Below are 25,928 nucleotides of genomic sequence, written 5' to 3' on the forward strand. Positions count from 1 at the left end.
CGGGGCGGGCGGGAAGCGACGGCCGTGCGCCGCCGGAAACGCGCTCGCGATACCTTTCGCCCTGTCAGAGCCCCCTGGGCATCAGCAGTTGTCCGACGTCAGGATGGTCATGCGCGCGGAAGCGATCGTCGAAGCAGCACCCGGAGTGCATCTGGTGCACGGCAGCAACACGAACTGGGTGGTGCTGTCCGAGGGCGACTCGGTCACCCTGATCGACACGGGCTATCCGGGCGACCGCGAGAACCTTCTGGCGTCGCTGAAGGCCCTCGGGCACGAGCCCGAGGCGGTGACGGCCGTGCTCATCACTCACGCCCACAGCGACCACCTCGGCTCCGCCGAGTTCCTGAACCGCACCTACGGCACTCCGGTCCAGCTCCACGAGGCCGAAGTGCCCCACGCGCGCCGCGAGTTCCTCCACCAGGTGAGCGTCGGACAGGTATTGCGGCAGGTGTGGCGCCCCGGCGTGCTGCCCTGGATGGTGCACGCCCTGCGCTCCGGCGGCACGACGGACGTGGCCATGACGAAGCCCGAGGCATTCCCGCACGAGGGTCCGCTCGACCTGCCCGGCCGGCCCGTCCCGGTGCACACTCCGGGCCACACGCCCGGCCACTGTGTCTACCACCTGCCGGAGGCCGGAGTACTGATCTCCGGCGACGCCCTGGTGAGCGGTCACCCCACCTCGCGGATTCAGGGGCCCCAGCTGCTGCCCAGGATGTTCGACACCGAGCGCGCCGGGGCGCTCGCCTCGCTCGACCGCGTCGAGGCCCTCGCCGCCGATGTGCTGCTGCCCGGGCACGGGCCCGTGCACCGCGCCCCGGTCCGCGAGGCCGCGCGTCGCGCCCGGGAGCTGGCCGGCTGACGGAGCCCGGCGGCGGGCGCCGCCGCCGCTTGACGCAAGGGACAGGCGGGGGGAAAGTAGTACATATACGTCGTAAACATACGTCGTCGTCCATTGCTTTCACTCAGGAGCGTCGCACCATGGCGCACGGCAAGCCCAGTCGCGCGGAATCTTCCGGGAGCGGGGCCGCCGGAGCCGGGATCCCCGGGCACCGGTCCGCCCCTCCCCCGGGCACCGGGCCTGCCGTGCCGATGCGACGCTCGCCTTCCGATCGCCGCCCGCGCGCACGAAGGAGCCGGGCCCATGAGCGCCCCCTCGACCATTCTCGTCACGGGCGGCGCAGGATTCATCGGTAGTCACGCCTGCGTCGAACTGCTCGACCACGGTTACGAGTTGATCGTGGTCGACGACTATTCCAACAGCAGTCCCCAGGTCTTCGCCCGCGTGGAACGCATCGCGGGCCGTTTCCTCGGCACCGTCTACGAACTGGACATCCGTGATCGACGCGCCCTGTCGGCCGTCTTCGACCGCCACTCAGTGGACGCCGTCGTGCACTTCGCCGCGCACAAGGCCGTCGGCACGTCGACACGGATGCCCATCGACTACTACGACACCAACGTCGGCGGAACGACCGCGCTGCTGAACGCCATGCACGAGCACGACGTGCACCAGCTCGTCTTCTCCTCGTCCTGCTCCGTGTACGGCGACGCCGGCCACGGACCGCTCGACGAGTCGACCCCGGCGCGGCCGACGAATCCCTACGCCGCCTCCAAGTTCATCTGCGAGCAGATCCTCGCCGACGTCTGCCACCGTCACCCCGAGTACACCGTGCTGTGTCTGCGGTACTTCAATCCGGCGGGCGCCCATCCCAGCGGGCTTCTCGGCGAGGACCCCGCCGGCTCTCCGGAGAACCTGCTGCCGAACCTGGCCCAGGTGGCCATCGGGCGACGGGAACGCCTCCGTGTCTTCGGCGACGACTACCCCACGGCGGACGGGACGGCGATCCGCGACTATCTGCACGTCATGGACACCGTCGAGGCGCATCGCGTCGCCCTCGACCGCCTCGCCGACGAACAGGGCATGCGCGTGTACAACCTCGGTATAGGCAGGGGTAGTTCGGTCCTCGACGTGATCGCCGCCTTCTCCGCGGAGTGCGGCAGGCCCGTGCCCTACGAGATGGTCGCGCGCCGCCCCGGCGATGTCGCCGAACTCGTGGCGGACGCCTCGGCCGTGGGGCGCGCCTGGGGCTGGCACCCTTCGCGGGACCTCGCCGACATGTGCCGGGACGCGTGGCGGTTCCAGGAACTGAACCCGCAAGGCTACGCCGGGTCCGCCCGGCGCTCGTCCGGCAAGGGCTGACACCCGCCCGGCCCCGCTCCGACACCGCGGCTGTGACTCTGACTCCACGGCCGTGGGTCTTGCTCCGTGTCCGTGGGTCTTGCTCCGTGTCCGTGGGTCTTGCTCCGTGTCCGTGGGTCTTGCTCCGACCCCGGCTCTCGTCCAGCTCTCGTTTCGTGGCTGTGGCTCCGGCTCTGTGGCTCCGACTCCGACATCGGGAACGGCTCCGGTAGCGGAAATCCGGTCTCCACCGGTCGCTCCGAGAGCGGGAACTCGGTCTCCCCGTCACTCCTCCGACAGCAGGAACGCGGTCTCCACCAGGGCGATGTGGCTGAACGCCTGCGGTGCGTTGCCCAGTTGGCGGCCCGCGTCAGGATCCCACTGCTCCGAGAGCAGACCGAGGTCATTGCGGATCTCCAGCACCCGCTCGAACACCTCCGTCGCCTCTTCCCGGTGTCCGGTCGTGGCGAGCGCGTCGGCGTACCAGAGGGAGCACGCCACGAACGTGCCCTCGCCGCCGTGCATCCCGTCCACGCCGTGCGGGCCGTGCCCGTTCGGGGCGTACCGCCGCACGAACCCGCCGTGGGTCAGCTCCCGCATCGCCCGCACGGTGCCGAGCACCCTCTCGTCCTCGGCGGGCAGGAAACCCAGCCGCGAAATCAGCAGCGCCGAGGCGTCCAGCGCCGACGAACCGTAGGACTGGACGAAGGACCCGCGTCCCGCGTCCCACCCCTCCCGGCACACCTCCCGGTGCACGTCGTCCCGCAGGGCCCTCCAGACGTCCGAGGGCCCGTTCCTGCCGAGCAGCTCTCCCATCCGCAGCGCGCGGTCGGCGGCCACCCAGGCCATCACCTTGGAGTGCACGAACTGCCGCGCCGGGCCGCGCACTTGCCACAGCCCCTGATCCGGCTGGCGCCACTGGCGGCGGAGTTGGCCCATCATGGCCTCCACCAGGCTCCACACATGGCCCGGCATGGGGATGCCGGCCCGCAGCGACAACAGGAGCGCGTCGAGCACCTCGCCGTACACGTCGAGCTGGAACTGGCTCATGGCGGAGTTCCCGAAGCGGACCGGCCGCGAGCCCTCGTAGCCCGGCAGCCACGGCGCCTCCGTCTCCCGGAGCAGCCGCTGTCCGCCGACGCCGTACACGGACTGGAGATCGGCGGGTTGCCCCGCGATGGCCCGCACCAGCCAGCCCAGCCAGGCCGTCGCCTCGTCGCGGTAGCCGCATCGAAGCAGGCAGGACAGCGTCAGCGCGGAGTCGCGCAGCCAGCAGAAGCGGTGGTCCCAGTTGCGTTCGCCGCCGATGCGGCCGGGCAGCGAGGTCGTCGGGGCCGCGACGATGCCCCCGGTGGGCGCGTAGGTGAGCGCCTTGAGCGTGATCAGGGACCGCACCACGGCGTCGCGCCAGGGCCCTTGGTAGTGGCACTGGGCGGTCCAGCTCCGCCAGAAGTCAGTGGTCTCCTTGAGGACCGTCTCCGGCGGAACGGACAGCGGAGTGGGCGGCTCGGGCACGTACGAGGGCGCCCACACGAACGTCAGGGTCGTCCTGCGTCCGGCCACGATGGTGAATTCGTGGACGATGGAGCGCTCGCCGCCGGGTTCCGCCTCCAGGTCCTCGGTGTTCAGCCAGACGGCGTCCGGCCCGGCGACCGCGACCGTGCAGGCCTCACCGACCTGGACCCACGGCACCACCCTGCCCTGGTGGAAACGCAGCCGTAGCTCGCTGCGCATGGTCACGGAGCCCGACAGTCCTTCCACCATGCGCACGACACACGGCAGTTGACTGCGCGGCGGCATGAAGTCGGTGACCCGCACGACACCCGTGGGCGTCTCCCAGCGGGACTCCAGGACGAGTGTGTCCGGCCGGTAGGCGCGGTCGGCGCAGGGAACACGCACCGCTCGTGAGGCCGGCGCGATGCGCCAGAAGCCGTTGTCCTGTGTGCCCAGCATCGCGGCCAGACAGGCCGGGGAGTCGAACCGGGGCAGACACAGCCAGTCGATGGAACCGTCCCTGCCAACCATGGCAGCGGTTTCCAGATCGCTGATGAGGGCGTAGTCCTCGATGGGTGCGTTCATGATCGAAGCCACGCCGCTGTGTTCTTCGCCGCCTGTTCAGGATATGTCCACAGCACCGGAGTTCGCATCCTGACCAGGTGATTCATGAAGCGCGCTCCGCCGCGCGGGGCGGGTCCCTTTCATGAGCTTCGCCCCACGGGGGACTGCTCCGAAGGCCGCAGGGATGCCCGCGACTCCGCCGTGAACCAGTCGACGGTGTGCCGCAGCCCGTCCTCCAGGGACACCCGCGGGTACCACCCGAGCGCCTCTCGCGCACGGGAGATGACAGGGCGCCGGCGGACCGGGTCGTCGACGGGCAGGGGCCGGAAGCGCAGTCCGCTGCGCGATCCAGTGATCATGACAACGAGCTCCGCGAGCTCCCGCACGGTCCGCTCGCCGGGATTCCCGAGGTTGAACGGGCCCGGCCGGTGTGAATCGACCATGGCGATCAGACCCCGGACCAGGTCGTCGACGTAGCAGAAACTCCGGGTCTGGCTGCCGTCCCCGAAGAGGGTCAGGGGCTCGCCGCGGAGCGCCTGCCGGATGAAGCTGGAGACCACCCGGCCGTCGTACGAACGCATGCGGGGGCCGTAGGTGTTGAAGATCCGGACGATTCCCACGTCGACCGCCCGGTTCCGCCGGTACGCCATGGACAGGGCCTCGGCGTATCGCTTGGCCTCGTCGTAGACGCTGCGCGGGCCGATGGGGTTGACGTGTCCCCAGTACGTCTCGTCCTGCGGATGCACCCTGGGATCGCCGTAGACCTCGCTGGTGGACGCCATGACGAACCGGGCGGAGTGACGGTCGGCGAGGCGCAGCATGTTCTCCGTCCCCCTGCTGCCCGCGGCCAGTGTCTCCAGCGGGAAGCGCTGGTAGTCGACGGGCGACGCGGGGCTCGCGAGGTTCACCACGGCGTCCACGTCGCCCGCGACGCTGAACGTCTCGGTGATGTCCCAGGCCTCGAAGGCGAACCGGGGGTTGTGCCGGAGCCCGGCGATGTTGGCCGGTCTGCCCGAGGAGAGGTTGTCCAGACAGCAGACTCTGTCGCCTCTGTTCAGCAGGGCCTCGCACAGATGCGATCCCAGGAAGCCGCTTCCGCCGGACACGACGACACGCATGCTCTCTCCTCCCGCCGGTCAGGTGAGCCCCGGACGGCCCGGCGCGTGCAGCGCCCATCCCGCCGAGCGCCACCGGGCCGGGTCCAGTGTGTTCCGTGCGTCCACGAGGACCGGCGAACGCACCACCGTCGCGAGTGCGGCGGGGTCCACGTCCCGGTACTGGGGCCACTCGGTGAGGTGCAGGACGACATCGGCCCGCTCGCAGGCCTTGGTCACGTCCAGGGCGAACTGGAGCGCGGGGTAGGCCTCTCGGGCGTTGTCGATCGCCTCGGGGTCGTGCACGCGGACCTGCGCTCCGCGGCGGCGGATCTCGTCGGCGACCACGAGGGCGGGCGAGTCCCGGACGTCGTCGCTGCCGGGCTTGAAGGCGGCACCGAGCACCGCGACGCTCCGGCCGCCGAAGGAGCCTCCGAGGAGGCGTGCGGCGAGGCCGACGGTGCGCAGGCGCTGCCGCGTGTTGATCTCGTCGACCTGGCGCAGGAAGGCGACGGAGCCGCCGAGTCCGAGTTCCTCGCCGCGGGTGGCGAAGGCCCGGATGTCCTTGGGCAGACAACTGCCGCCGAAACCGAGTCCGGGGGCGAGGAAGCGGTGCCCGATGCGGGAGTCCCGGCCCATCGCCTCGGCCAGGGTGAGGACATCCGCCCCGGTGGCCTCGCAGATCTCGGCCATGGCGTTGATGAAGGAGATCTTGGTGGCGAGGAAGGAGTTGGAGGCGACCTTGACCAGTTCGGCGGTGGCCGGGTCGGTGGCGATGAACGGGGTGCCCGCTTCCAGGAGCGGTGCGTAGATCTCTCTGAGCCGCGCCACGGCCCAGTCGGTGCCGTTCTCCGCGGCGGCGCCCGTCCCGGTCCCGGTGGGTGTCCTGGTGCCGGTGCCTTTCCTCGTGCCGACCACGATGCGTTCGGGGCGCAGGGTGTCCCGGACGGCGCGGCCCTCGCGCAGGAACTCCGGGTTCCAGGCCACTTCGGCCCCCGGAACGGTGGCGCGCAGCCGGTCGCCCAGGCGGGCCGCGGTGCCGACCGGAACGGTGGACTTGCCGACCACCAGGACCCGTTCGTGACCGCTGTCGCGGAGCCGGGGCGCCAGGGCGTCGACGGCCGCCTCGACATGACGCAGGTCCGCCGCGCCCGTTTCGGGGTGCTGGGGTGTGCCGACGCAGACGAAGTGCGTGTCGGCGAAGCGGGCGGCCTCGGCCGGTGAGGTGGTGAAACGCAGCCGGCCGGAGTCCACGGCTCGCACGAGCGTCTCCGAGAGACCTGGTTCGAAGAACGGGGGCGTACCCGCGGTCAGGGCGGCGATCCTGTCGACGTCGACGTCGACGCCGAGCACTTCGTGCCCGATGTCGGCCATGCAGGCGGCGTGCACCGCGCCGACGTATCCCGTGCCGATGACTGTCAGACGCATGTCGTTCTCCGTGGTCGGCCTGCGGTCGGCTCGTGGCCGGCAGGCTGGTGGGTGTTCGTGGGGTGAGGGGTGAGGGGTCAGGAGCGGGGGACGCCTTTCGGGGCGCGCCCCATAGCGGGCAGGCTCGGCGGGTTCGGCAGGCCGCGGCGCCCGGTGGCGGGCGGGTTCGGCAGGCCGCGGCAGCGGTCGTCGACGGCCCCGCGCGGGGCCTCGGGCGCGAGCGCGGCGCGGATCCGGCGGCTGCCCTGCCGGCCCATCTCCGCGGCCTCGCGCGGATGGTCGAGGAGCCAGCCGACCGCGCGTGCTGCGCCCGCCGGGTCCGCCGGTGTCACGAGCAGGCCCGTGGCCCCGTGCTCCACCAGGTCGGGCACCCCGTTCACGGCCGTGGCGACGACGGGCCGGGCGGCGGCGAGCGCCTCGGTGAGCGCCCGGCCCGGCCCCTGGTACAGGAAGGTGGTCACGAAGACGTCCAGTCCGGCCACGAGACGCTCGGCGCCCGGACGCTGTCCGGTGAGCGTCACCTCGACGTCCAGGTCCGCGGCGAGCCGTCGCACCTCCTCCGCCAGCGGGCCGTCCCCGATCATGACGAACGCGGTGTCCGGGTGTTCCGCGCGGATCGCGGCCGCCATGCGGACGAAGGCGAGGGGGTCGTTCCGGGTGTCGACGCGGCCGACGGTGCCGACGAGTGCCGTCTCCCGGGGGACCCCGAGCAGGGCGCGGGCGGCGGGGTCGAAGGACTCGGGAACGGCGCCCAGCCGTACGGCGGAGGACACCACGTCCTCCCGGCCCGGGGCCGGACGCTCCTCGGCCGCCGCGGTGGCCCCGCACGGGGCTGCCGCGAGGAACCGCGCGGCCAGTCGGCGTGTCACACGCCGCAGGCCGCGGCGCACCGTGCGCCGCGGGCGAGCGGTGTACGGGTGGAAGCTCTGTCCGTGCAGGGTGTGCACGACCACGGGGGTACGGCACAACCGTGCCGCGACCCGGCCGAGGGACCCGCCCTTCGCGGAGTGGGTGTGCACGACCGTGAACCGCTCACGGCGGATGAGCCGCACGAGCCGTCCCAGGACGAGCACGTCCGCGGGGCCCAGGGTGTGCCGGAACCCCGGTGTCTCGAGAGTCCGCACCCCCGCGGCCCGGGCCGGTTCCCACAGGTCGGCACTCGGCACGCCGGCGACCCACACCTCGTAGCGGTCGGGGTCCATGCCCTCGGCCGCCAGCAGCGTGCCGTCCCCGGTTCCCGCCCAGAAGCGGGTGATGACGTGCAGAACCTTGATCCGCGGCAGGACCGGCGCCGGGGGCAGCGCCTCGGCGGGTGCCACCCGCGGCGGCGTGGTCCCGCTTCCGGCCGTCCCGTCCGGCCGCCCCGAGCGGGGGACGAAGGTCGTGTACGGCATCAACGATCACCACCGATGAACATGGGGGAAATACGTATATTTACGATGTATACGTACATCTTTACCCCGCGGATCGCTCCGGTCAATCCGGCCGGTCGATCCCGGCCGCGGATCGCCCCGGCCGAGCCAGGACCGGAACGGCGCGCGGCGACCACCCGGACCGCGTCACGAGGAAGAACGAGAAAGAACGAGGAAGAACAGCGACGCCACTGCCGTTCCGACCGGCCGGAACGGCACCCTTTTCCTCCACATACGTCGTAAACGTACACTTGACTTCGTAGACGACTTCGTCGACGCATGGAGTCGACGAACAGGATGTCGGGCGGCGGGCCGGAAGGAGGCAGTCATGGCCGGGCAACGGACGCGGGACGAGGACGGCGAGACGGCCGAGCCTGCACGGCGGGCCAGCGACCGGGGCCACTACGGCCGGCTGAGCCGGAAACTCGTGCTCGCCGCCGCCCTCGGCCTGGTGGACGAGGAGGGCCTGTCGGCGCTGAGCATGCGCCGCCTCGGCGCCCGCCTCGGAGTCGAGGCCATGGCGCTGTACCGCTACGCGGACGGCAAGGACGCCCTGCTGGACGGACTGGTCGAGGCCCTCTACCTCGAACTGGAGGAGCGCCTCACCGCCGGCTCCGCGCCGGAGGGCTCCACGACGCCCGGCCCGGCCACGTGGCGCGACGAGCTCCACCGGATCGCGCGGGCGAGTTACGAGGTCTGCCTCGCCCATCCCCAGGTCGTGCCGCTGCTCGCCACCCGCATGCTCGCCGTCCCGCTGGCCCGCAGACCGTCGGCCGTGCTCAAGGAACACGAGCGGGTGCTCGCCCTGCTCCACGAGGCGGGGCTCGGCCGTGCCCGCTCGGCGGCCGTCTTCCGCGCCTTCACCGGCTGGGTCCTCGGGTACGTGTCCGTGGAGCTGCGCGCCATGGTGGACAACCCCGACGAGGAGGACACCGCCTTCCGGCTGGGCCTGCACCGGATGCCGCCTCAGGAGCTGCCCCGGCTCCGCGAGATCGCGGCGACCCTCGCCGAGCGGGGCGGCCAGGACGGCTTGCACGCCGGCCTGGACGCCCTGCTGGACCGCTTCGCACAGGACTGAACAGATGCGGCTCGGAAAGCAAAGACGGCATCGCACAGGACCGGACCCTGGCCCGCGCGCGGCGCCGGACGGCTTCGCACAGGACCGAACCCGGGCGCGCGCGGACGCCGAGTCGCTCCGCACAGGAACGGACAGTGGCCCGAGCAAGCGGAGTCCCGCAGCGGCCGTCCGGAAGGGCTCGGACGAGACCCCCGGAAGTGCCGCTCCGTCGCACGGCGCCACCCGGGCTGAAGATGCACCGGTCCACCCCGCGTGCGTACGATCAGCAATGCCCCGTAACCCGGCGAACGGTCCAGTGCCGTCCGACGTAGGGAGGCGGTTCGGCTTGCTGCGGGTACATCGCCTCACCGGCGGCCTCCTGCGGCCACGACGCCTCGGTGCGTACTTCCTCCTGGTGACAGCCACCACCATCGTCTACATGGCCGTTCGCACGACCCGGACCCCTCTGTGGGCGGTCATCGGACTCGGCGGGGTCGCGGCCATGCTCACGGGAATCCTCGTCAACCGCCCGAACCACCGCTGGCCTTGGCTCCTGCTGGCCGCGGGGCTGCTGGCGTTCGCGGCGGGCGACACGTCGTACAACGTGATGGAGTCGTACTTCAACGTCAACAACCCGTTCCCGTCCGCTGCGGACGCCTTCTATCTCGCCACGTATCCGCTGTTCGCCGCCGGTCTCTACGGCCTCGTCCGCTACCGCTGGCCGGGTCACGACCTGCCGAGTCTGCTCGACGCGCTGATCTTCGCGCTGGGGCTCGCCCTGCCGGTCTGGGTCTTCCTCGTGCAGCCGCTCACCCATGTACCAGGCATGACATGGCAGCAGCGCGCCATCAGCATCGCGTACCCGATCGGCGACGTCCTCGTCCTCGCGATGCTGGCCCGTCTGCTGTCCGCGAGCCCCGGCTCCGGCCGTATCCGCTCCGTGCAGCTCCTCGTGCTGGGAACCGCGACGCTGCTCACCTTCGACATCGCGTACGGGATTCTCCAGCTGAACGACCTGTGGCAGACCGGGACCGTGCTCGACGCCGGCTGGATCGTGTTCTACACCGCCTGGGGACTCGCCGGACTGCATCCCTCGATGGTGGAACTGACCCGGCCCGTGGGGCGGCAGGAGTCCCTGCGGCCGACACGCCGTCGCCTGCTCCTGCTCGCCGCGGCCACCCTGGTGGCACCCGGGATCCTGCTGTACGAGGGACGGCGGGGCGACGCGCAGGACGCCGCCGTGATCGCGGTCTTCTCCGCCGCGCTCTTCCTGCTGGTGATCCTCAGACTGTCCGGGATGGTGGTGGCCCACCGCAATGCCGTGGCACGCGAGCAGGCGCTGCGCACGGCGGCCACGTCCCTCGTCGCGGCGGTCCGGCCGGAGGACGTGGCGCGAGCGTGCGACACCACCATCAGTACCCTGTTCGGGCCCAAGGTCGCGCACCGGAGTCTGGTCCTGCCGGCCGAGTACGCGAGCGGGCTGACGACACGCCGCTCGCACCTGGTCCCCACGGCGGAGCTCTGGGCGGACATCGCGGGCCGGCTCCACGGTCTGCCGACCACCCTGGTGTGCCCGATGATCCCGCCCGACGAGCCGGCCGGTGAACTGCCGGGCGTGCTGATGGCGGCGGGCCCCGAGCCGCAACTCCGTGAGATCCAGAGCTCGCTGGAGATCCTGGCCTCGCACGCCGGACTGGCCGTGGAACGGATCGCGCTGCGCCAGGAGATCATCCGCAAGGAGAGCGAGGCGTACTTCCGCACGCTGGTGCGCAACGCCTCGGACGTCATCCTGATCGTCGAGGACGACAACACGGTCCGGTACGCGAGCCCGTCCGCGCAAGCCGTCTTCGGCCAGATGGAACTCACCGGGGCCCCACTGCCCGAACTGGTCGACTCCAGCGACCGGACCCGGGTGGTCAGGGGACTCGCCGCCCTGCGGAACGGCGGGGCCCCCGAGACCCACGACCACTGGTGGGTGCTGCGTCACGGCAGCCGCATCGAGGTCGAGGTGCGGTGCAGCGACCTGCGCAAGGACCCCACGGTGGCCGGACTGGTCATCACCCTGCGGGACGTGACCGAGCAACGGCGCCTGGAGCACGAGCTGACGGAACGGGCGTTCCACGATCCGCTGACCGGTCTGCCCAACCGGACCCTGCTCCTGGAGCGGATCGAGCGCGCTCTCCTGCGCAGCCGCCGCGGGACGACGCTCACCTGTCTGCTCTTCATCGACCTCGACGACTTCAAGATGGTCAACGACACGATGGGGCACTCCACCGGCGACCACCTGCTGACCGCCGTCGCCGAACGGCTCTCGGGAGCCCTGCGCCGCACGGACACCGCGGCCCGGCTCGGGGGCGACGAGTTCGCCGTGCTGATGGAGGACGCGAAGAAGCCGCTGGACGCCGAGCTCCTGGCGGCACAGGTGATCCAGGCGCTCAGCAGGCCGTTCAGCCTCCGCGAGGGCTCGGTCAACGTGTCCGCCAGCGTCGGCGTGGCCACCGCCAGGGACAGCACGGACGCCGAGGAACTCCTCGGCCACGCCGATCTGGCCCTCTACGCGGCCAAGGCGGCGGGCAAGCGGCAGTGGCGCAGGTTCCTGCCCCGGCTCCGGGTGCGGATGGTGGAGCGGCACGATCTCCAGGCACGGCTCGACGGCGCGGTGGCCCGGTCCGAGTTCGCCCTGCGCTACCAGCCGGTCGTCGACATCGGCGCGGGCGAGGTCGTCGGCTTCGAGGCCCTGGCCCGCTGGCCGCATCCGCATCACGAGCCGGTGCCGCCGGACCAGTTCATCGCCCTCGCCGAGGAGACGGGGCACATCACGCCGCTCGGCGCCTGGGTCCTGAGGAACGCCACCACCGACATGGCCGGACTCCAGCGGACGGCCGACGGGGCGGACCCGCCGTACGTCAGCGTGAACGTCTCCCCCCGCCAGTTCCGCGACAGCGGGTTCCTGGCCGAGGTGCGCAAGGCGCTGGAGACCCCGGGGCTCGCCCCGGGTTCGCTCCAGCTGGAGCTCACCGAGACGGTGCTGATGCGCCGGGACGCGCAGATCCAGGCGGTCCTGTACTCGCTGAAGGACCTCGGGGTCCACATAGCCGTCGACGACTTCGGCAGCGGCTACTCGTCGCTGCGGTATCTGCGGGACTTCCCCGTCGACGTACTGAAGATCGACAAGACGTTCATCGACGACATCGCGCTGGACACCCGGCAGGTCGCACTCGTCGAGGGGATCGTCGGTCTGGCCGACACCCTGGGCATCCAGGTGATCGCCGAGGGGATCGAGGACGCGGTGCAGCGGGATCTCCTGGCCGGCATGGGATGCCGGTTCGGACAGGGTTTCCTCTTCGCCCGGCCCATGACCGTGCAGCAGAGCGAGTTCCTGCTGCGGCAGCGCGACGGGGTTCGCGCCCCGGCCCGCTCCGCCACCGCGACGGCGGAGCCCAGATACGGAATGGGACGGATCGGGCCGCCGGCCGCGGACCCGGGCAAGGAGCCGTCCGCGGGCCCGGGCAAGGAGCCACCTGCGGACCCGGGCAAGGAGCCGTCCGCCCCCGAGGCGGCGGAGTCCGACAGCACGCAGACGGCGGGCACGCGCCGCTCCAGGCGCTGGCGCGACCTGGAACACCTGCGGAAGACCAACCCCATGAGCGACGCCGTGCTGGACGAGGTACGCGGCCGGCACATCCGCAGCGGCGACCACTGGATGATCGACTTCGCCTCCTGCAACTACCTCGGCTTCGACTGCGACCCGGAGATCATCCAGGCCATCGAGCCGGCCGTACGGCTCTGGGGCACCCACCCCAGCTGGTCCCGGCTGATCGGCAGTCCCCGCCTGTACCCCGACATCGAGGAACGGCTCGCCGACCTGCTCGGCGCGCCGGACACACTGCTGCTGCCCACGCTGACCCTGATCCACGCCTCGGTGATCCCCGCCCTCGCGGGCCAGGGCCATGTCTTCGTCGAGGCCACGGCGCACCGGACCGTGTTCGACGGCTGTGTGGGGGCCCGTGGACAGGGCGCGACGCTGCGCCGGTTCCACGCCGAACGCCCCGACGAACTGGCCACCATGCTGGACGCGGTACCCGCCGAGCTGCCCCGGCTGGTCTGCCTGGACGGTGTGAACAGCATGAGCGGGAACATCCCCGACCTGGCGAGGCTGATCGAGGTCTGCAGGCCTCGGAACGCCCTGATGTACATCGACGACGCGCACGGCTTCGGCGTGATCGGGGAGCGTGGCCCGCAGGAGTCGTGTCCGTACGGGGACCGCGGCAACAGCATCGTGCGGCACGCGGGAGAGTCGTACGAGGGGATCGTGCTCGTCGGCGGCTTCTCCAAGGCGTACTCGTCGCTGCTGGCCTTCCTCGCGCTGCCCAGCTCCCTCAAGGACCGCCTCAAGACCGCCGCGGCCCCCTACCTCTACTCGGGTCCCTCGCCCACCGCCTCCCTCGCCACGGCGCTGGCCGGTCTCGAAGTCAACGACCGCCGCGGGGACGAGATCAGGGCCGACCTGTACCGCAAGACCGGGCGGGTGCTCGACCACCTGGAGGAACTCGGGGTCGGCACCCTCAACACGGACCGTCTGCCGATCATCGAGATCCCCCTGGCCGACGCCGACGACCTGGACGCGGTCGGCGGGTTCCTGTGGGCCAACGGCATCTACGTGACCCTGGCGGCCTACCCCCTCGTACCCCGCGACCGGGTCGGGTTCCGGCTCCAGCTCACCGCCCTCAACTCCGACGAGGACATCGAGCAGCTCAACGACACGCTCACCCGGCTCACCGAGCGCTATCGGCTGCGGCCGGGAGACGGAGTCCGCGATGGCGGTTCTCAATGACGACGTGGACTGGGACAGCTGGCCCGTCGAGGACTATCTGGCGGAGAACTACCGCGAGCTGCATCCCTCGGACACGGCGGTCATCACCCACCACTGCGCGTTCTACCGCGAGTTCGCACCGGGCAGCGTCGGCCGGTCCGTGGAGATCGGGGCCGGACCCAATCTCTATCCGCTGATCCTCGCGTCCGCCGCGAGCCGCCGCATCGACGCCGTGGAGGCGGGTGCCTCCAACACCGCTTATCTGGAGCGGCAGTTGAACGGGACACCGGAAGAAAGCTGGCTGCCGTTCCACACGTTGTGCCGCAGCCTCAACCCGGACATACCCGAGACCCTGGAAGGGGCGCTGTCCCCGGTGCGTCTGGTGCACGGCGACCTGAGGTCCATCGAACCGGGGAGCTACGACCTCGCCTCCATGCACTTCGTGGCCGAGGGAGCCACCGAGGACTTCGAGGAGTTCAAGGACTTCTGCCGCCGGTTCGTCCGGTGCGTGGTACCGGGCGGACATCTGGTCGCCGCCTTCATGGAGAACATGCCGACCTACCGGATCGGCGCCGCGTCCCGCTGGCCCGGCTGCCCGGTGGACACGGACGTCGTCACCGAGGTGTTCACCCCGCTCACCGACCGGCTCACGGTCGGCCGCATCCCCTCGGACCCGACCCTGCCGGACTACGGGGACTCCGGGATGATCCTGCTCACCGGGGCGGCGGCCTCACCCCCGCCCTGAGCCACCGCCGCCGCTCCCGTGCGTGGCCGCGTGCGGGGCCGAACGCCGTGCCGGGCCGGCCGAGTTCGTACCGGGCTAACCGAGTTCCAGTGAGGTCACCCCGTGGACGCGTTCCCGCGCGAACGCCCTGACCGGCCCGGTGTACATACGGGCCGTCTCGAAGGAGGGGGTCAGGCCGAGCTTCTCCACGAGGGCGACGGCCGCCGTGTTCGCCCGCGGCACGTCGACGGCGAGCGCGCTGCCGTCCGCGTCGGCGGCGAGCGCGGCGAACAGGGCGCGGGCGTCGTCGGCGGTGTCGGCGAACAGGGGGCCGATCCGCAGGGAGTCACGCGCCGGACGGATCACGGCGTACCCGCTCAGCCTGCCGGCGCCGTCGTGCCGGACGAAGGTGCGGTGCCCGGGGGCGGTCAGCCACGACTCCAGGAACACCGGCCGGTCAGCCGGACAGCAGGCGCTGTCGTACGCCGTGATCGCCGTGCGATCCGCCGGACCGGCCGCCCGCACCCCCGACGGCTCCTCCCCCACGGGGGCCACACCGGTGAACCGGGCGGTCCGGTAGGCGAGTTCGAAACCCGACTTGCGGTAGTTGTCCTGCTGCGCGACCACGCCGTCGAGGCCGACCGTCCGGCCGCCCGCGTGGGCGAGGGCCGTCTCCCAGGTGGCCAGGCCGTATCCGTTCCCCCGCAGGTCGGGGCGTACGAGATAGAAGCCCAGGAAGGCGTAGTCGGCGCTGTAGTTGACCACCGAGACGGCCGAGACCGGCTCCCCGTCGACGCGCCCGATGAAGAAGCCCCCGGGATCCTGCGCGAAGAAGCTCGCGCTGTCGGACAGGCCGGGATTCCATCCCTCGTCCGCCGCCCAGCCGCCGACGACCTTCCAGTCGTCGAGGGTGGCCTGGCTGACGACGAGGCCGTCGGGTCCCGGTGAGGTCATGGGGCGCTCCAATGCGTACAGGTCGGATGCGTGCCGGCATGCGGGGCGCGCGGTGCGCCGGGCCGGTCGCTCGCGCAGCATCCTTCCCGATCTCCGTACCGATCGCAGCGACAAGCGCCGCGCACGGGAGCGGATTCGGCCACTTCGGCGCCCAAGGCCGGCACGACGGGGTCACCGTGCCGCACGCACCTGGCGATGCCCCGGGCGACCAGGGCCCGCGACAGCGGGACGACGCCGCTCCCCGAGACCCCAGGAGCCCCAGGACGCCAGGACCCCGGGCAGGAGGACGCGGACGGCGAGGAGGCTCCACCGGTCACCCGTCCGATGGAGCCTCCCGTCGTGCCCGCCGCGGGTCAGCGCACCGCGGCGGGCCGGAACCGGCGGTAAAGGACGGCACCGCCCAGCAGCATCGCCGCGCTCGCCGCGATGGCGGGCATCGCGGCGTCCGCGCCCGTGTGGGCGAGGGTGGCCACGGTCCCGCCGCGCGGCCGGACCCGCTCCGGCGCCGCGGTGACGGGAGTCCCGGCGGACGGGGTGGACGGCCTCGGGGCGGGTTTCACGGCGTGGTGCTCCCGCACGGGCTCGGCACCCGAGGTGTTGACCGATTCGTTGCCGGCGGCCGCGTTGCCGAGGCCGACCGCCGTCACCGAGTTGCCGCTGACATTGACCGGAAGATCCACCGGGAGCTGAAGGCCGTTGCCCGAGAGCACACCCGGCGAATCCTTTCCGCGACCGTGCGCGACCGCGCCCCCGCCGTCACGGCTGTCGGCGCCGTGGCCACCGGCCGTGCCGCCCCGGCCGGCGGCGCCACCGTGCGCTCCGGCTCCCCCGTGCCGCCCGCCGCCGGTCGCGGCGGCCCCGCCCCCGGCACCCTGGTTGGCACAGCGGTTGCCCGCGGCGGGATTGAGCAGCCCGGCCACGTTCACCGTGTTCCCGCACAGGTTCACGGGGACGTGCACGGGGAGCTGGACGGTGTTGCCGGAGATCAGGCCGGGCGAGCCTGCCGCCGCGCTGTCCGCCGCGGAGTCGGCGTGCGCCGGCACGACAGCGGCCAGCGCGCCCGAGGCGGCGGCCGCGGCGATCAAACCATTTCGGGTCACCCGTTTCATACGTTCACTGCCTTCCTGACACCAACGTGGGCACTCGCCCACAGTGCCAAGAACGCCTGCGGACCATCCGAGTTATGGCTTATCGGCCTTTCACCCCATCGAGCGTCACGCATTTCGAACAGTCTCCGCACCCCCGGGGAGGGCCCGGCGCGGGGCGGGCGGCGGCGGCCGGCCCCGCTCGCCCAGAGGCGTGCCACCGGGGCCGCGTCTATCGTGATCCGGGAGGTATCGCCGGTCCACCGCAGGCGACCCTGGAGGCAGGCATGCTGTCCGTGCACCAACGCTTCGCGGTCGTGGGAGCCGCCACCGCGACGCTGGCCCTGCTGGCGGCGGGTCTGCCGACGGTGGCGACCGCCGACGAGGGACCCGGCCTGTCCCGCTTCTACCGCCAGAAGGTCACGTGGGCGGCCTGCGAGGGCGACGGCATGCCCAAGGACCTCCAGTGCGGCAGGATCACCGTCCCCCTCGACTACGCGAGGCCGGGCCGCGGCACGCTGGACCTGGCGCTGGCCCGCTACCGGGCGACAGGCCGTTCACGGGGGTCGGTGGTGCTGAACTTCGGCGGTCCCGGCGGTGCGGGCGTTCCCGGGCTCGCCGCGGCCGGCAAGGACTTCATGGGCCTGACCAACGGCTACGACGTGGTGACCTTCGACCCCCGCGGCGTCGGCCGCTCCTCGCCGGTGAGCTGCGGAGACGGTGCGGACGAGATCTTCGGGGCAACGGCCGCCGGCACCGACGTCCACGCGGCGCTCAAGGCGGTCAAGAAGGCAGCCGACACCTGCGCCCGGCACTCGGGGGCCGTCCTTCCGCACATCGGCACGGTCAACGCCTCCCGGGACCTGGACGTGATGCGTCAGGCGCTCGGCGACAAGAAGCTCAACTACCTCGGATTCTCCTACGGGACGCGGCTCGGCGCGGTGTACGCGGCCCAGTTCCCGAAGAAGACGGGACGGATGGTGCTCGACGGGGTCGACACGCTCACCGAGCCGCTCACCGAGCAGGGCCGCATAGGCGCGGAAGGCCAGCAGACCGCGCTCGACGACTTCATCACCTGGTGCGCGAAGAACATGGCCTGCCCGTTCGGACAGGACCGGCGCAGCGCGAGCGAACAGGTGGTCGAGCTCGTGAAGTCGCTCGACCGGGACCCGGTGCCGTCGGAGTACGGCCAGGCGTTCTCCGGACAGGACCTGGTGGGCGCGATCAGCCAGGCGCTCTACAGCAAGGAGATGTGGCCCGTCCTCGAACAGGCCCTCGGTCTGCTGGTCCAGGACGGCGACACCCACGGACTCACCCAGCTCTCCGGCGGCGCATCCCTGCCGGCCACCTCCACGCCCGTCCGGCAGGGGCCCCGGCAGAACGGCGGGCTCGTCGACGCCGAGGACGTCCCGCTGGACAACCTCCCGGCCGCCCTGATGGCCGTCAACTGCGCCGACGACCCCGACCGGCCCAGTGCCGGCCAGGTCGCCGAGCAGGTCGCCGGACTGCGTGCCGCCTACGAGGAGGCGTCGCCCGTCTTCGGCCGGTACCGGCTCGCCCAGGTGCTCATGTGCTACGGCCGCCCGAAGGGCACCGACTACATACGCGAGAAGGTCCGCGACGTACCCGCCTCGAAGATTCTGCTCGTCGGCACCCGCGGGGACCCGGCGACCCCCTACCGCTGGACCGTGGAGACCGCCAGGCGTCTGGGTTCCTCGGCCGTGGTGCTCGACAACAAGGGCGACGGGCACACCGGGTACGCGTCCTCGAAGTGCGTGCACCGCAAGGTCGACGACTTCCTGCTGTATGGGTCGCTGCCGGCCGGCGGCAGCTCCTGCGGTCCGCAGGACACGGACGGCTACTGACAGGCACCTCACCGGGTGAGCGTGACGGCCCGCGCGGGTGTCCCCGATCAGCGGCTTTCGCCTCCATGGGTTTGACTCCTGGTGTGCGCCGGATGCTCCCACTGCTGCTCGTCGCCCTCGGCGCGGCCGGGGCGCTGCTTCTGGTGGGCGCCGTCTCCGCCTGGTGGTGGTGCGCGGCGGGCCCGCTGCTGGCACTGACCGCGCTCGGCGGCCATGACCTGGTGCAGCGCCGCCACTCCGTGCTGCGCAACTATCCGCTGCTCGGCCGTCTGGGCTTCCCGCCGGAGGCGCAGCGCCCGGAGCGCCGGCGGCGCTTCGTCGGGCGCCGCGTCGACGGGCGGCCCTTCGACCGTGCGGTCCGCACCCTCGTGCACGAGCGGGCGAAGGGCGTCGAGGCCGAGGAGCCGTTCGGCACGGAGCGTGACGTGTACGGGGACGGCCATGAGTTCCTGGAGCCGTCGATGCGCCCGGTCGAGGTTCCGGACGAACCGCCCGTGGTCCGGGTGGGCGGCCCCGACTGCACCCAGCCCTACGACATGGCTCTGCTGAACGTCTCCGCGATGAGCTTCGGAGCCCTGTCCCCGAGCGCCGTCCTGGCGCTCAACAGGGGTGCGGCGCTGGGGGGTTTCGCGCAGGACACCGGCGAGGGCGGTCTGTCGGACCATCACCTGCGCGGGGGCGGTGACCTCGTCTGGGAGATCGGCACAGGGTACTTCGGGTGTCGTACCGCCGAAGGGGACTTCGAGGAGCGGGAGTTCAAGGACAAGGCAGCGCTGCCCGAGGTCAAGTGCGTGTCGTTGAAGCTCTCCCAGGGGGCGAAGCCGGGGGTCGGCGGGGTGCTGCCCGGGGCGAAGGTGAGCGCGGAGATCGCCCGGGCGCGCGGGGTGCCCGAGGGAGTCACCGTGGTGTCGCCTCCGTACCACCGGGTGTTCTCGACCCCGAGGGAGCTGGTGCGGTTCGTCGCCCGGATGCGCGAGCTGGCGGGCGGCAAGCCGACCGGCCTGAAGCTGTGTGTCGGCTCGCGGCGCCAGTTCCTGGCCGTCTGCAAGGCGATGCTCGCCGAGGGGGTGACACCCGACTTCGTCGTCGTGGACGGCTCGGAGGGCGGCACGGGGGCCGCGCCCCCGGAGTTCGCCGGCACCATCGGCACACCGCTGACCGAGGGTCTGATCACGGTGCACAACGCGCTGGTCGGCACCGGGCTGCGCGACCGGGTCCGGATCGGTGCGAGCGGCAGGGTCGCGACCGGCTCGGACATCGTCAGACGCCTTCTCCAGGGCGCCGACTACACCAACGCCGCCCGCGCGATGATGTTCGCCGTCGGCTGCGTCCAGGCCCGGCGGTGCCACACGAACACCTGCCCGGCCGGTGTGGCGACCCAGGATCCGCGCCGGTTCCGCGCGCTGGACGTGGCCGACAAGGCCGAGCGGGTGCGGCGCTACCAGCTGGCCACCGTGCACAGCGCGAGCCGGATCATGGCCGCGATGGGCGTGCGGGATCCCGGCGAGCTCACACCCCACCGGCTGCTGCGGCGCGTCGGACCGGCGACGGTGAGGTCGTACGCGGAGCTGTACGAGTGGCTCGCGCCCGGGGTGCTGCTGGCCGAGCCGCCGTCGGCCTGGGCGGCTGACTGGGCCGCCGCCGATCCGGACTCCTTCTGAGCCGTCGAGCGGCCCGGCCTGCGCGGGCGGTCACAAGTGCCCGGAACGTGCGACTGAAAGACCGGCGTCAGGGTGCTGCGTCATCGATCTTCGCGGCCGACAATCGGATCACCGGGACGGAACGGCCCGGGCAGTCGTCGGAGAGGTGCGCACCGCGTGAGTGAGCTGTTGGGTGTGGCGGTACTGGGTGCCGGCCACATGGGAGCCGACCATGTACGCCGCTTGGATCAGGTGGTGAGCGGTGCAAGAGTCGCCGCGGTGGCGGATCCCGACACCGGTCGCGCCGCGGAGGCGGCGGCTGGCATCGACGGCGTGTCGGTCCACGCCGAGGCGGCGGCCGCGCTCGACGCGCCGGGGGTGGACGCCGTCCTGGTCGCCTCCCCCGGCCCCGCGCACGAGGAGGCCCTGCTCGCGGCGTTCGCCCGGGGTCTTCCGGTGCTGTGCGAGAAGCCGCTGGTGCCGGAGTCGGCCGGGGCGCTGCGGGTGATGGAGGCGGAGGTACGGCTCGGGCGGCGGCTGGCGCAGGTCGGGTTCATGCGCCGGTACGACGCCGAGTACCAGCGCCTGAAGTCCCTGCTGGACAGCGGCCGGCTGGGCCGCCCGCTCATGCTGCACTGCACCCACCGCAATGTGTCCTCGCCGCCCGGCTTCACCTCGGCGATGCTGGTCAACAGTTCCGTCTCGCACGAGATCGACGTGGCGCGCTGGCTGCTGGGACAGGAGCTCACGGCGGTGACCGTGCTGCGCCCCCGGTCGTCCTCGACCGCGCCCGAGGGGCTGATCGACCCTCAGTTCGTCCTGTTCGAGACGGCCGGCGGCGCCCTGGTCGACGTCGAGGTCTTCGTGAACTGCGGGTTCGGCTACCAGGTGGCGTGCGAGGCGGTGTGCGAGTCGGGGAGCGCCCGGATCGGGGACGAGCGCTCCATGGCCGTCACGACGGCGGGCGGCAGACACGAGGAGGTGGCGCAGGACTATCTCGTGCGCTTCGCCGACGCCTACGACCGTGAGGTGCAGGCCTGGGTGGACGCCACCCGGGCCGGCCGGGTCACCGGACCCGGGGTCTGGGACGGGTACGCGGCGTCCGCCGTCGCCGAGGCGGGAGTCCGGGCGCTGGAGAGCGGCGGCCGGGTGGCCGTCGAACTCGTCCCGCGCCCCGACCTCTACACCTGACCGGCTCACCGGCGGGCGGCGGCCGCGCAATTCCTGGCGGGCCGCCCCACGCAGCCGGGCCGCCGGGCCGGCGAACGCGGCGCGGGTCGACTCCGCCGGCCCGGGCCCCGGCCATCGCATATCGGGTGCACGAGACTCTCACGTTACTGACTATCTCGTTCGTGATAGGCTATAACCAACTTGATGTCCGCCCCCGACACGAAGAGGCGACGACGTGGACGCAGACACCCGGAGCGGGACCGGACCGCGCGACCGGTTCCGCGCGCAGGTGCGCCAGGAGGTGAAGACGGCGGCGCTGCGCCAGCTCGCCGAGGGCGGCCCGGAGGCACTGTCGCTCAACGCGATCGCCAAGCAGCTGGGCATGACGGGCCCCGCGCTGTACCGCTACTTCGCCAACCGCGACAGCCTGTTGACCGACCTCGTCGTCGACGCCTACGGAGACCTGGCGTCGGCGCTCGCCCGGGCGGCCGCCGAGGCCGGCCCGGCGGACCCGGCCGCCCGGCTGACCGGACTGGTCCACGCCTACCGGGCCTGGGCGCTGGCCGAGCCGCACCGCTACCGGCTGCTCTTCCGCGCGCCGCTCCAGGGCTACGACGCCCAGGCCGCGAGCCTGGTCGAGGCCTCGCAGCCGGCCATGACCGTACTCCTGGACGCGGTGAGCGCCCTGGCCGAGCCGGAGCCGCACATCCCGGGCGGCACGGCGGCGCAGTTCACCAAGTGGCGGGAGCGGCACGGCTTCGAGGACGTGCCGGAAGCGGTCGCCGCACGCTCCACGCTGCTGTGGGCCCATCTGCACGGCATCGTCGCCCTGGAGATCGAGGGCAACTTCACGTCGATGGGCATCGATCCGTCCCCTCTCTACGAGGCCGAGGTGGCGGAGTTCGTGCGCTCGCCCTGAACGGACCCCGAACGCTCGCACAAACGCCCCTCGAACAGCAGAGTGAAAGCCTCATGCAGGACCGCCTGCGGCCGTCAAGTCGCGTACGGTGTCTACGACTTGACGCCGAACGGCGACTACCTCATCGGGACCGGTCACCCACTCCGGGAGGACTGCGGCATATACCAGAAGCATGGCCGTATCGGGTGTTGCCAAACCACTTACAGTGCGTCGCGGGCTGTGCGACAGTCGTCATGGTCCTTCCGTCGCCTAGGTCGTACCGTCCCCGCATCGGAGTACGTCATGCCACCCCATCTCTCTGCGGACCGCCCCGCCGCCCAGCCGCCCCGGCGCGGCACGGTCGACGCGCTCATCTCGCAGACGCGGCGCCTGCGCGGTGAGGTGGACGCCGTACGGCGTGAGGCACCCGCCGACGAAGAGGACGCGCAGGGACGCTGGCAGCGCGCGCTGTGCAATCTGGCACTGCATCAACTGAACGACCTGGACGCGCACCTGGCTCAGCTGCGGGACGGACCGACGGAGCTGCCCGTCCCGCCCGAGGCCACCTCCGCCGCCCGGACCGCGCCGGCCGTACCCCGGCAGGGCTCCCTGCTGAGCCGGGTCGGCAGCGCCGAGTGGAACCTGCTGACGGACGAGGCGAGCTGGTCCGGCGAGCTCTACCAGATCCTGGGCCGCGACGCCGTCGCTCCCCCGCTCACCCTCGACGAGCTGCCCTCACTGGTCCTGGACGAGGACCGGCCGATGCTGACGACGATGGTCACCGACTGCCTCATCGACGCCAAACCCATCGACGGGGAGTTCCGCATCGTGCGGCCCGACGGTGGAGTGCGGACCGTGCACATGATGGGCGAGCCCGTGCTCGACGCCGACGGCAGCACCGCCTCGATGTGGGCCGTGCTGCGCGATGTCAGCGAACTGCGCCGCAATCAGCGGACGGTGGGCGAGACCCGGGAATCCCTCCAGCGCCAGCGGCACGTCGCACAGACCGAGCACCGGCTCGCGGTCGAACTCCAGGAGGCCGTGCTGCCGCCCTGGCGCGGCTCCCTGCGTTTCCCGCGCCAGGGACCCCGGGCGCTGGACGTGGCGGCCCACTATCTGCCGTCGTCGACCAGCGCGCTGATCGGCGGCAACTGGTACGACGCCCTCGAACTCCCCGACGGGGAAACCCTGTTGAGCGTCGGCGACCTCACCGGCCATGGCGTCGGCGTGACGTCGGGAATGGCGATGCTGCTCGGTGCCCTGCGCGGCATGGCGGTGGCGGGCACCCAGCCCGGTCAACTCCTCTCCTGGCTCAATCAGTTGCTCGACGCCACCGTCCAGCCCGCTCTGGGCAGCGCCGTCTGCTGCCGCTACCTCCCCGCGACCCGCACCCTCAGCTGGGCGCAGGCGGGACACCCCGCCCCGCTGCTGTACCGCGACGGGACGGGGCGCACGCTGGCCGCACCGGACGGCGTCCTGCTCGGAGCCACCTCCGGCGCGGTCTACGGGCAGGCCGAGGAGACCCTCCGCGCGGGCGACCTGCTGCTCCTGCACACCGAGGGACTGGTTCCCCGGCGAGCAGGGGCCGCCCCTCACCCGGACGAAACCGAACGTCAGGGAGCGGTGACGGCCGTCCAGAGGCTGCTCGACCTGGCCCCGCGCTTCGGCGAGGCCCGTACGGCCCAGGACTGTATCCGGATGGTTGTCGAGGAATGCGGCGCAGCCGAGCGCGAGGACGACGCCTGCGTACTCATCGCCCGGATCGGATCCTGAGGCCGAGGATGCCGAGGACGACGGGAACGCCTGGAACACCGGAGCCCGACGGCACCGGAGCACAACGAGACGGAGCCGGACGAGACCGAGCCGGACAGACGGAGAGACGGCCGGGACCGGCATCCTCCCCTGACGGCGGCTGACGCCGTTGTCAGCCGAGCCGCCGCGGCGCGGCCGGCGCCGAACACCCGCTCGCGCGGGAGACGTCAGAGCACTCGGGCTCCCGCAGTCGGCGACCTAGACTCGCGCGCCGTCGCCGCGCCGGGGCTTGAGCGAACCCTTCGGCAGCGCGAGTTTGATCTCCTCACGCAGATCGCTGATCTTCGGATAGCTGGAGTACTGCCCCGTGAGCCGGTACATCTCGCGCAGCCGGTCCCACGTGCGATGGGAGGAGTTGGCGCCCATCGACGTCAGGGCCAGTCGCGCGTAGCGGTCGGCCTGTTCGGGATCGTCGGCGATGAAGCAGGCCGAGGCGAGCGAGATGTGGTCGAAGATCTTCGACCGGTCCCGCCCCGACTCCCGCAGCTTCAGCGCCTCCTTGGCGTGACGCTGAGCGGTCGCCGCGGCGGCCGGCTCGTGCTCGGCGAGCGTGCGGTAGGCGAGTGCCTGCATGCCGTGCATGTCGGCCTCGTCGAACAACTGCATCCAGCTGGGCGGAGGGACGTCACCCCGGTCGGAGACGAACAGGTCCTCCGCCACACCCAGGGTGCGCCGCATGGCCTGCCCCTTGCCCAGGGACGCCTGTGCCCAGGCCTCGATGGTGTGCAGCATCGCCTGGGTGCGGGGCAGGACCTCGTCACCGGATCCGGACTTGGCGAGCTTCATGAGGTCGAGCGCGTCGTCCGGCCGGCCCAGGTGCACCATCTGACGGGCGGCCCGGGAGAGCGCCTCCCCCGCGCGGGGCCGGTCGCCGCCCTCGCGGGCCGCGTGGGCGGCGATGACGAAGTACTTCTGAGCCGTGGGCTCCAGGCCGACGTCGTGCGACATCCAGCCCGCGAGGACGGCGAGGTTGGCGGCGACGCCCCACAGGCGCCGCTGGAGATGGTCGGGGTGCCGGTAGGAGAGCATGCCTCCCACTTCGTTGAGCTGGCCCACCACGGCCTTGCGTTGCAGCCCGCCACCGCGGGCCGCGTCCCAGGCCCGGAACACCTCGACGGAGCGCTCCAGTTCCTCGATCTCCTGCGACCCGATGGGGGCGGCCTCGTAGCGGTCGAACCCGGCGGGGTCGGCGTGCAGGGGGTCTTCGAACTGCGGAGCGTCGGCCGCGAGGGCCGGATCGTTGCGGAGCCAGTCGTGCATGGCAGGGCTGAGTGCGGATCCCGCGGCGAGCGCGGCACCCGCGCCCACCAAGCCGCGTCGGTTGAGCATGAGGTCCATTCCCGTGAATTCGGTGAGGACCACGGCGGTTCGGTCGGGCGCCCACGGCACTCCGTCGGGATGTTCCGCACTCCCGGCGGCGCCTTGCCGTTTCCCCGCGCGCCCGTGCCGGACCAGACCGAGGTCCTCGATGGTCACGACACGGCCGAGACGCTCGGTGAACAGAGCAGCCAGCACCCGCGGCACCGGATCACGCGGGATCTCTCCCATGTCGATCCACCGCCGCACCCGCGAGGTGTCGGTCGCCAGCTGGGGGTGGCCCATGGCCGCCGCCTGCCGGTTGACCAGCCTCGCGAGTTCACCCTTGGACCAGCCGGCCAGGCCGAACAGGTCCGACAGACGAGTGTTGGGTTGTCCGTTCACGTCAAGCCCCCAGGTTCTCGGCTGATTTCGACAGTAACCGC

17 protein-coding genes are annotated in these 25,928 nt (G+C 71.9%); 10 read left to right on the forward strand and 7 right to left on the reverse strand.

The window, feature by feature from the left end; all coding sequences use genetic code 11:
* The first annotated feature begins 109 nt into the window (after positions 1-109).
* Together OG410_RS04715 and galE are read left to right on the forward strand one after the other, a co-directional pair.
* Entirely contained in the window at positions 110-859 is a 750-nt protein-coding gene (locus tag OG410_RS04715) for an MBL fold metallo-hydrolase (protein ID WP_329297952.1), read from the forward strand.
* Positions 860-1,141: 282 nt separating this feature from the next.
* A complete protein-coding gene (gene galE / locus OG410_RS04720) occupies positions 1,142-2,197 on the forward strand; it encodes a UDP-glucose 4-epimerase GalE (RefSeq protein ID WP_329297953.1) in 1,056 nt (351 codons plus the stop codon).
* Positions 2,198-2,461: 264 nt separating this feature from the next.
* Here the strand turns inward: galE and OG410_RS04725 are convergent, their stop codons facing one another.
* The 4 genes from OG410_RS04725 to OG410_RS04740 form a co-directional block, all read right to left on the reverse strand.
* A complete protein-coding gene (locus OG410_RS04725) occupies positions 2,462-4,255 on the reverse strand; it encodes a glycoside hydrolase family 15 protein (protein WP_329297954.1) in 1,794 nt (597 codons plus the stop codon).
* A 119-nt stretch (positions 4,256-4,374) separates the two neighbouring features.
* A complete protein-coding gene (locus tag OG410_RS04730) occupies positions 4,375-5,352 on the reverse strand; it encodes a UDP-glucuronic acid decarboxylase family protein (protein ID WP_329297955.1) in 978 nt (325 codons plus the stop codon).
* An 18-nt stretch (positions 5,353-5,370) separates the two neighbouring features.
* The gene (locus tag OG410_RS04735) at positions 5,371-6,756 is read right to left on the reverse strand and encodes a UDP-glucose dehydrogenase family protein (RefSeq protein ID WP_329297956.1); all 1,386 of its coding nucleotides are present in this window, start codon (positions 6,754-6,756) and stop codon (positions 5,371-5,373) included.
* Between the two features lie 77 nt (positions 6,757-6,833).
* Positions 6,834-8,150 carry a glycosyltransferase gene (locus tag OG410_RS04740; RefSeq protein ID WP_329297957.1) on the reverse strand — a complete coding sequence of 439 codons (1,317 nt, stop codon included), beginning with the start codon at positions 8,148-8,150 and terminating at the stop codon, positions 6,834-6,836.
* Positions 8,151-8,496: 346 nt separating this feature from the next.
* On the opposite strand from OG410_RS04740, the gene OG410_RS04745 reads away from it, so the two are divergent.
* The 3 genes from OG410_RS04745 to OG410_RS04755 all read left to right on the forward strand — a co-directional run bounded on the left by OG410_RS04745 (position 8,497) and on the right by OG410_RS04755 (position 14,783).
* Positions 8,497-9,246 (forward strand): TetR/AcrR family transcriptional regulator, encoded by a 750-nt coding sequence (locus tag OG410_RS04745; protein ID WP_329297958.1) that lies wholly within the window; start codon positions 8,497-8,499, stop codon positions 9,244-9,246.
* A 418-nt stretch (positions 9,247-9,664) separates the two neighbouring features.
* A complete protein-coding gene (locus OG410_RS04750) occupies positions 9,665-14,059 on the forward strand; it encodes an aminotransferase class I/II-fold pyridoxal phosphate-dependent enzyme (RefSeq protein ID WP_329304018.1) in 4,395 nt (1,464 codons plus the stop codon).
* A complete protein-coding gene (locus OG410_RS04755; RefSeq protein ID WP_329297959.1) occupies positions 14,043-14,783 on the forward strand; it encodes a class I SAM-dependent methyltransferase in 741 nt (246 codons plus the stop codon). The genes OG410_RS04750 and OG410_RS04755 overlap by 17 nt, the downstream gene beginning before the upstream one ends.
* A gap of 75 nt (positions 14,784-14,858) precedes the next feature.
* On the opposite strand, the gene OG410_RS04760 is transcribed toward OG410_RS04755, so the two are convergent.
* Together OG410_RS04760 and OG410_RS04765 are read right to left on the reverse strand one after the other, a co-directional pair.
* Positions 14,859-15,716, reverse strand: coding sequence for a GNAT family N-acetyltransferase (locus tag OG410_RS04760; protein ID WP_329297960.1), 858 nt, complete (start codon positions 15,714-15,716; stop codon positions 14,859-14,861).
* Between the two features lie 353 nt (positions 15,717-16,069).
* On the reverse strand, positions 16,070-16,825 hold the full coding sequence (locus OG410_RS04765; protein WP_329297961.1) for a chaplin: 756 nt from the start codon (positions 16,823-16,825) through the stop codon (positions 16,070-16,072).
* A gap of 263 nt (positions 16,826-17,088) precedes the next feature.
* On the opposite strand from OG410_RS04765, the gene OG410_RS04770 reads away from it, so the two are divergent.
* The 5 genes from OG410_RS04770 (at position 17,089) to OG410_RS04790 (ending at position 24,147) form a co-directional block, all read left to right on the forward strand.
* Complete coding sequence (locus OG410_RS04770; protein ID WP_329297962.1) at positions 17,089-18,666, forward strand: alpha/beta hydrolase; 1,578 nt, start codon at positions 17,089-17,091, stop codon at positions 18,664-18,666.
* 92 nt (positions 18,667-18,758) lie between these two features.
* The gene (locus OG410_RS04775; RefSeq protein ID WP_329297963.1) at positions 18,759-20,327 is read left to right on the forward strand and encodes an FMN-binding glutamate synthase family protein; all 1,569 of its coding nucleotides are present in this window, start codon (positions 18,759-18,761) and stop codon (positions 20,325-20,327) included.
* A gap of 156 nt (positions 20,328-20,483) precedes the next feature.
* Complete coding sequence (locus OG410_RS04780; protein ID WP_329297964.1) at positions 20,484-21,497, forward strand: Gfo/Idh/MocA family protein; 1,014 nt, start codon at positions 20,484-20,486, stop codon at positions 21,495-21,497.
* Positions 21,498-21,711: 214 nt separating this feature from the next.
* Positions 21,712-22,395 carry a TetR/AcrR family transcriptional regulator gene (locus tag OG410_RS04785; RefSeq protein ID WP_329297965.1) on the forward strand — a complete coding sequence of 228 codons (684 nt, stop codon included), beginning with the start codon at positions 21,712-21,714 and terminating at the stop codon, positions 22,393-22,395.
* 282 nt (positions 22,396-22,677) lie between these two features.
* On the forward strand, positions 22,678-24,147 hold the full coding sequence (locus OG410_RS04790) for a PP2C family protein-serine/threonine phosphatase (RefSeq protein WP_329297966.1): 1,470 nt from the start codon (positions 22,678-22,680) through the stop codon (positions 24,145-24,147).
* Between the two features lie 237 nt (positions 24,148-24,384).
* On the opposite strand, the gene OG410_RS04795 is transcribed toward OG410_RS04790, so the two are convergent.
* Positions 24,385-25,887, reverse strand: coding sequence for a DNA-binding protein NsdB (locus OG410_RS04795; protein ID WP_329297967.1), 1,503 nt, complete (start codon positions 25,885-25,887; stop codon positions 24,385-24,387).
* Between the last annotated feature and the right edge of the window lie 41 nt (positions 25,888-25,928).

This window comes from Streptomyces sp. NBC_00659 (assembly GCF_036226925.1).
GTDB lineage: Bacteria > Actinomycetota > Actinomycetes > Streptomycetales > Streptomycetaceae > Streptomyces.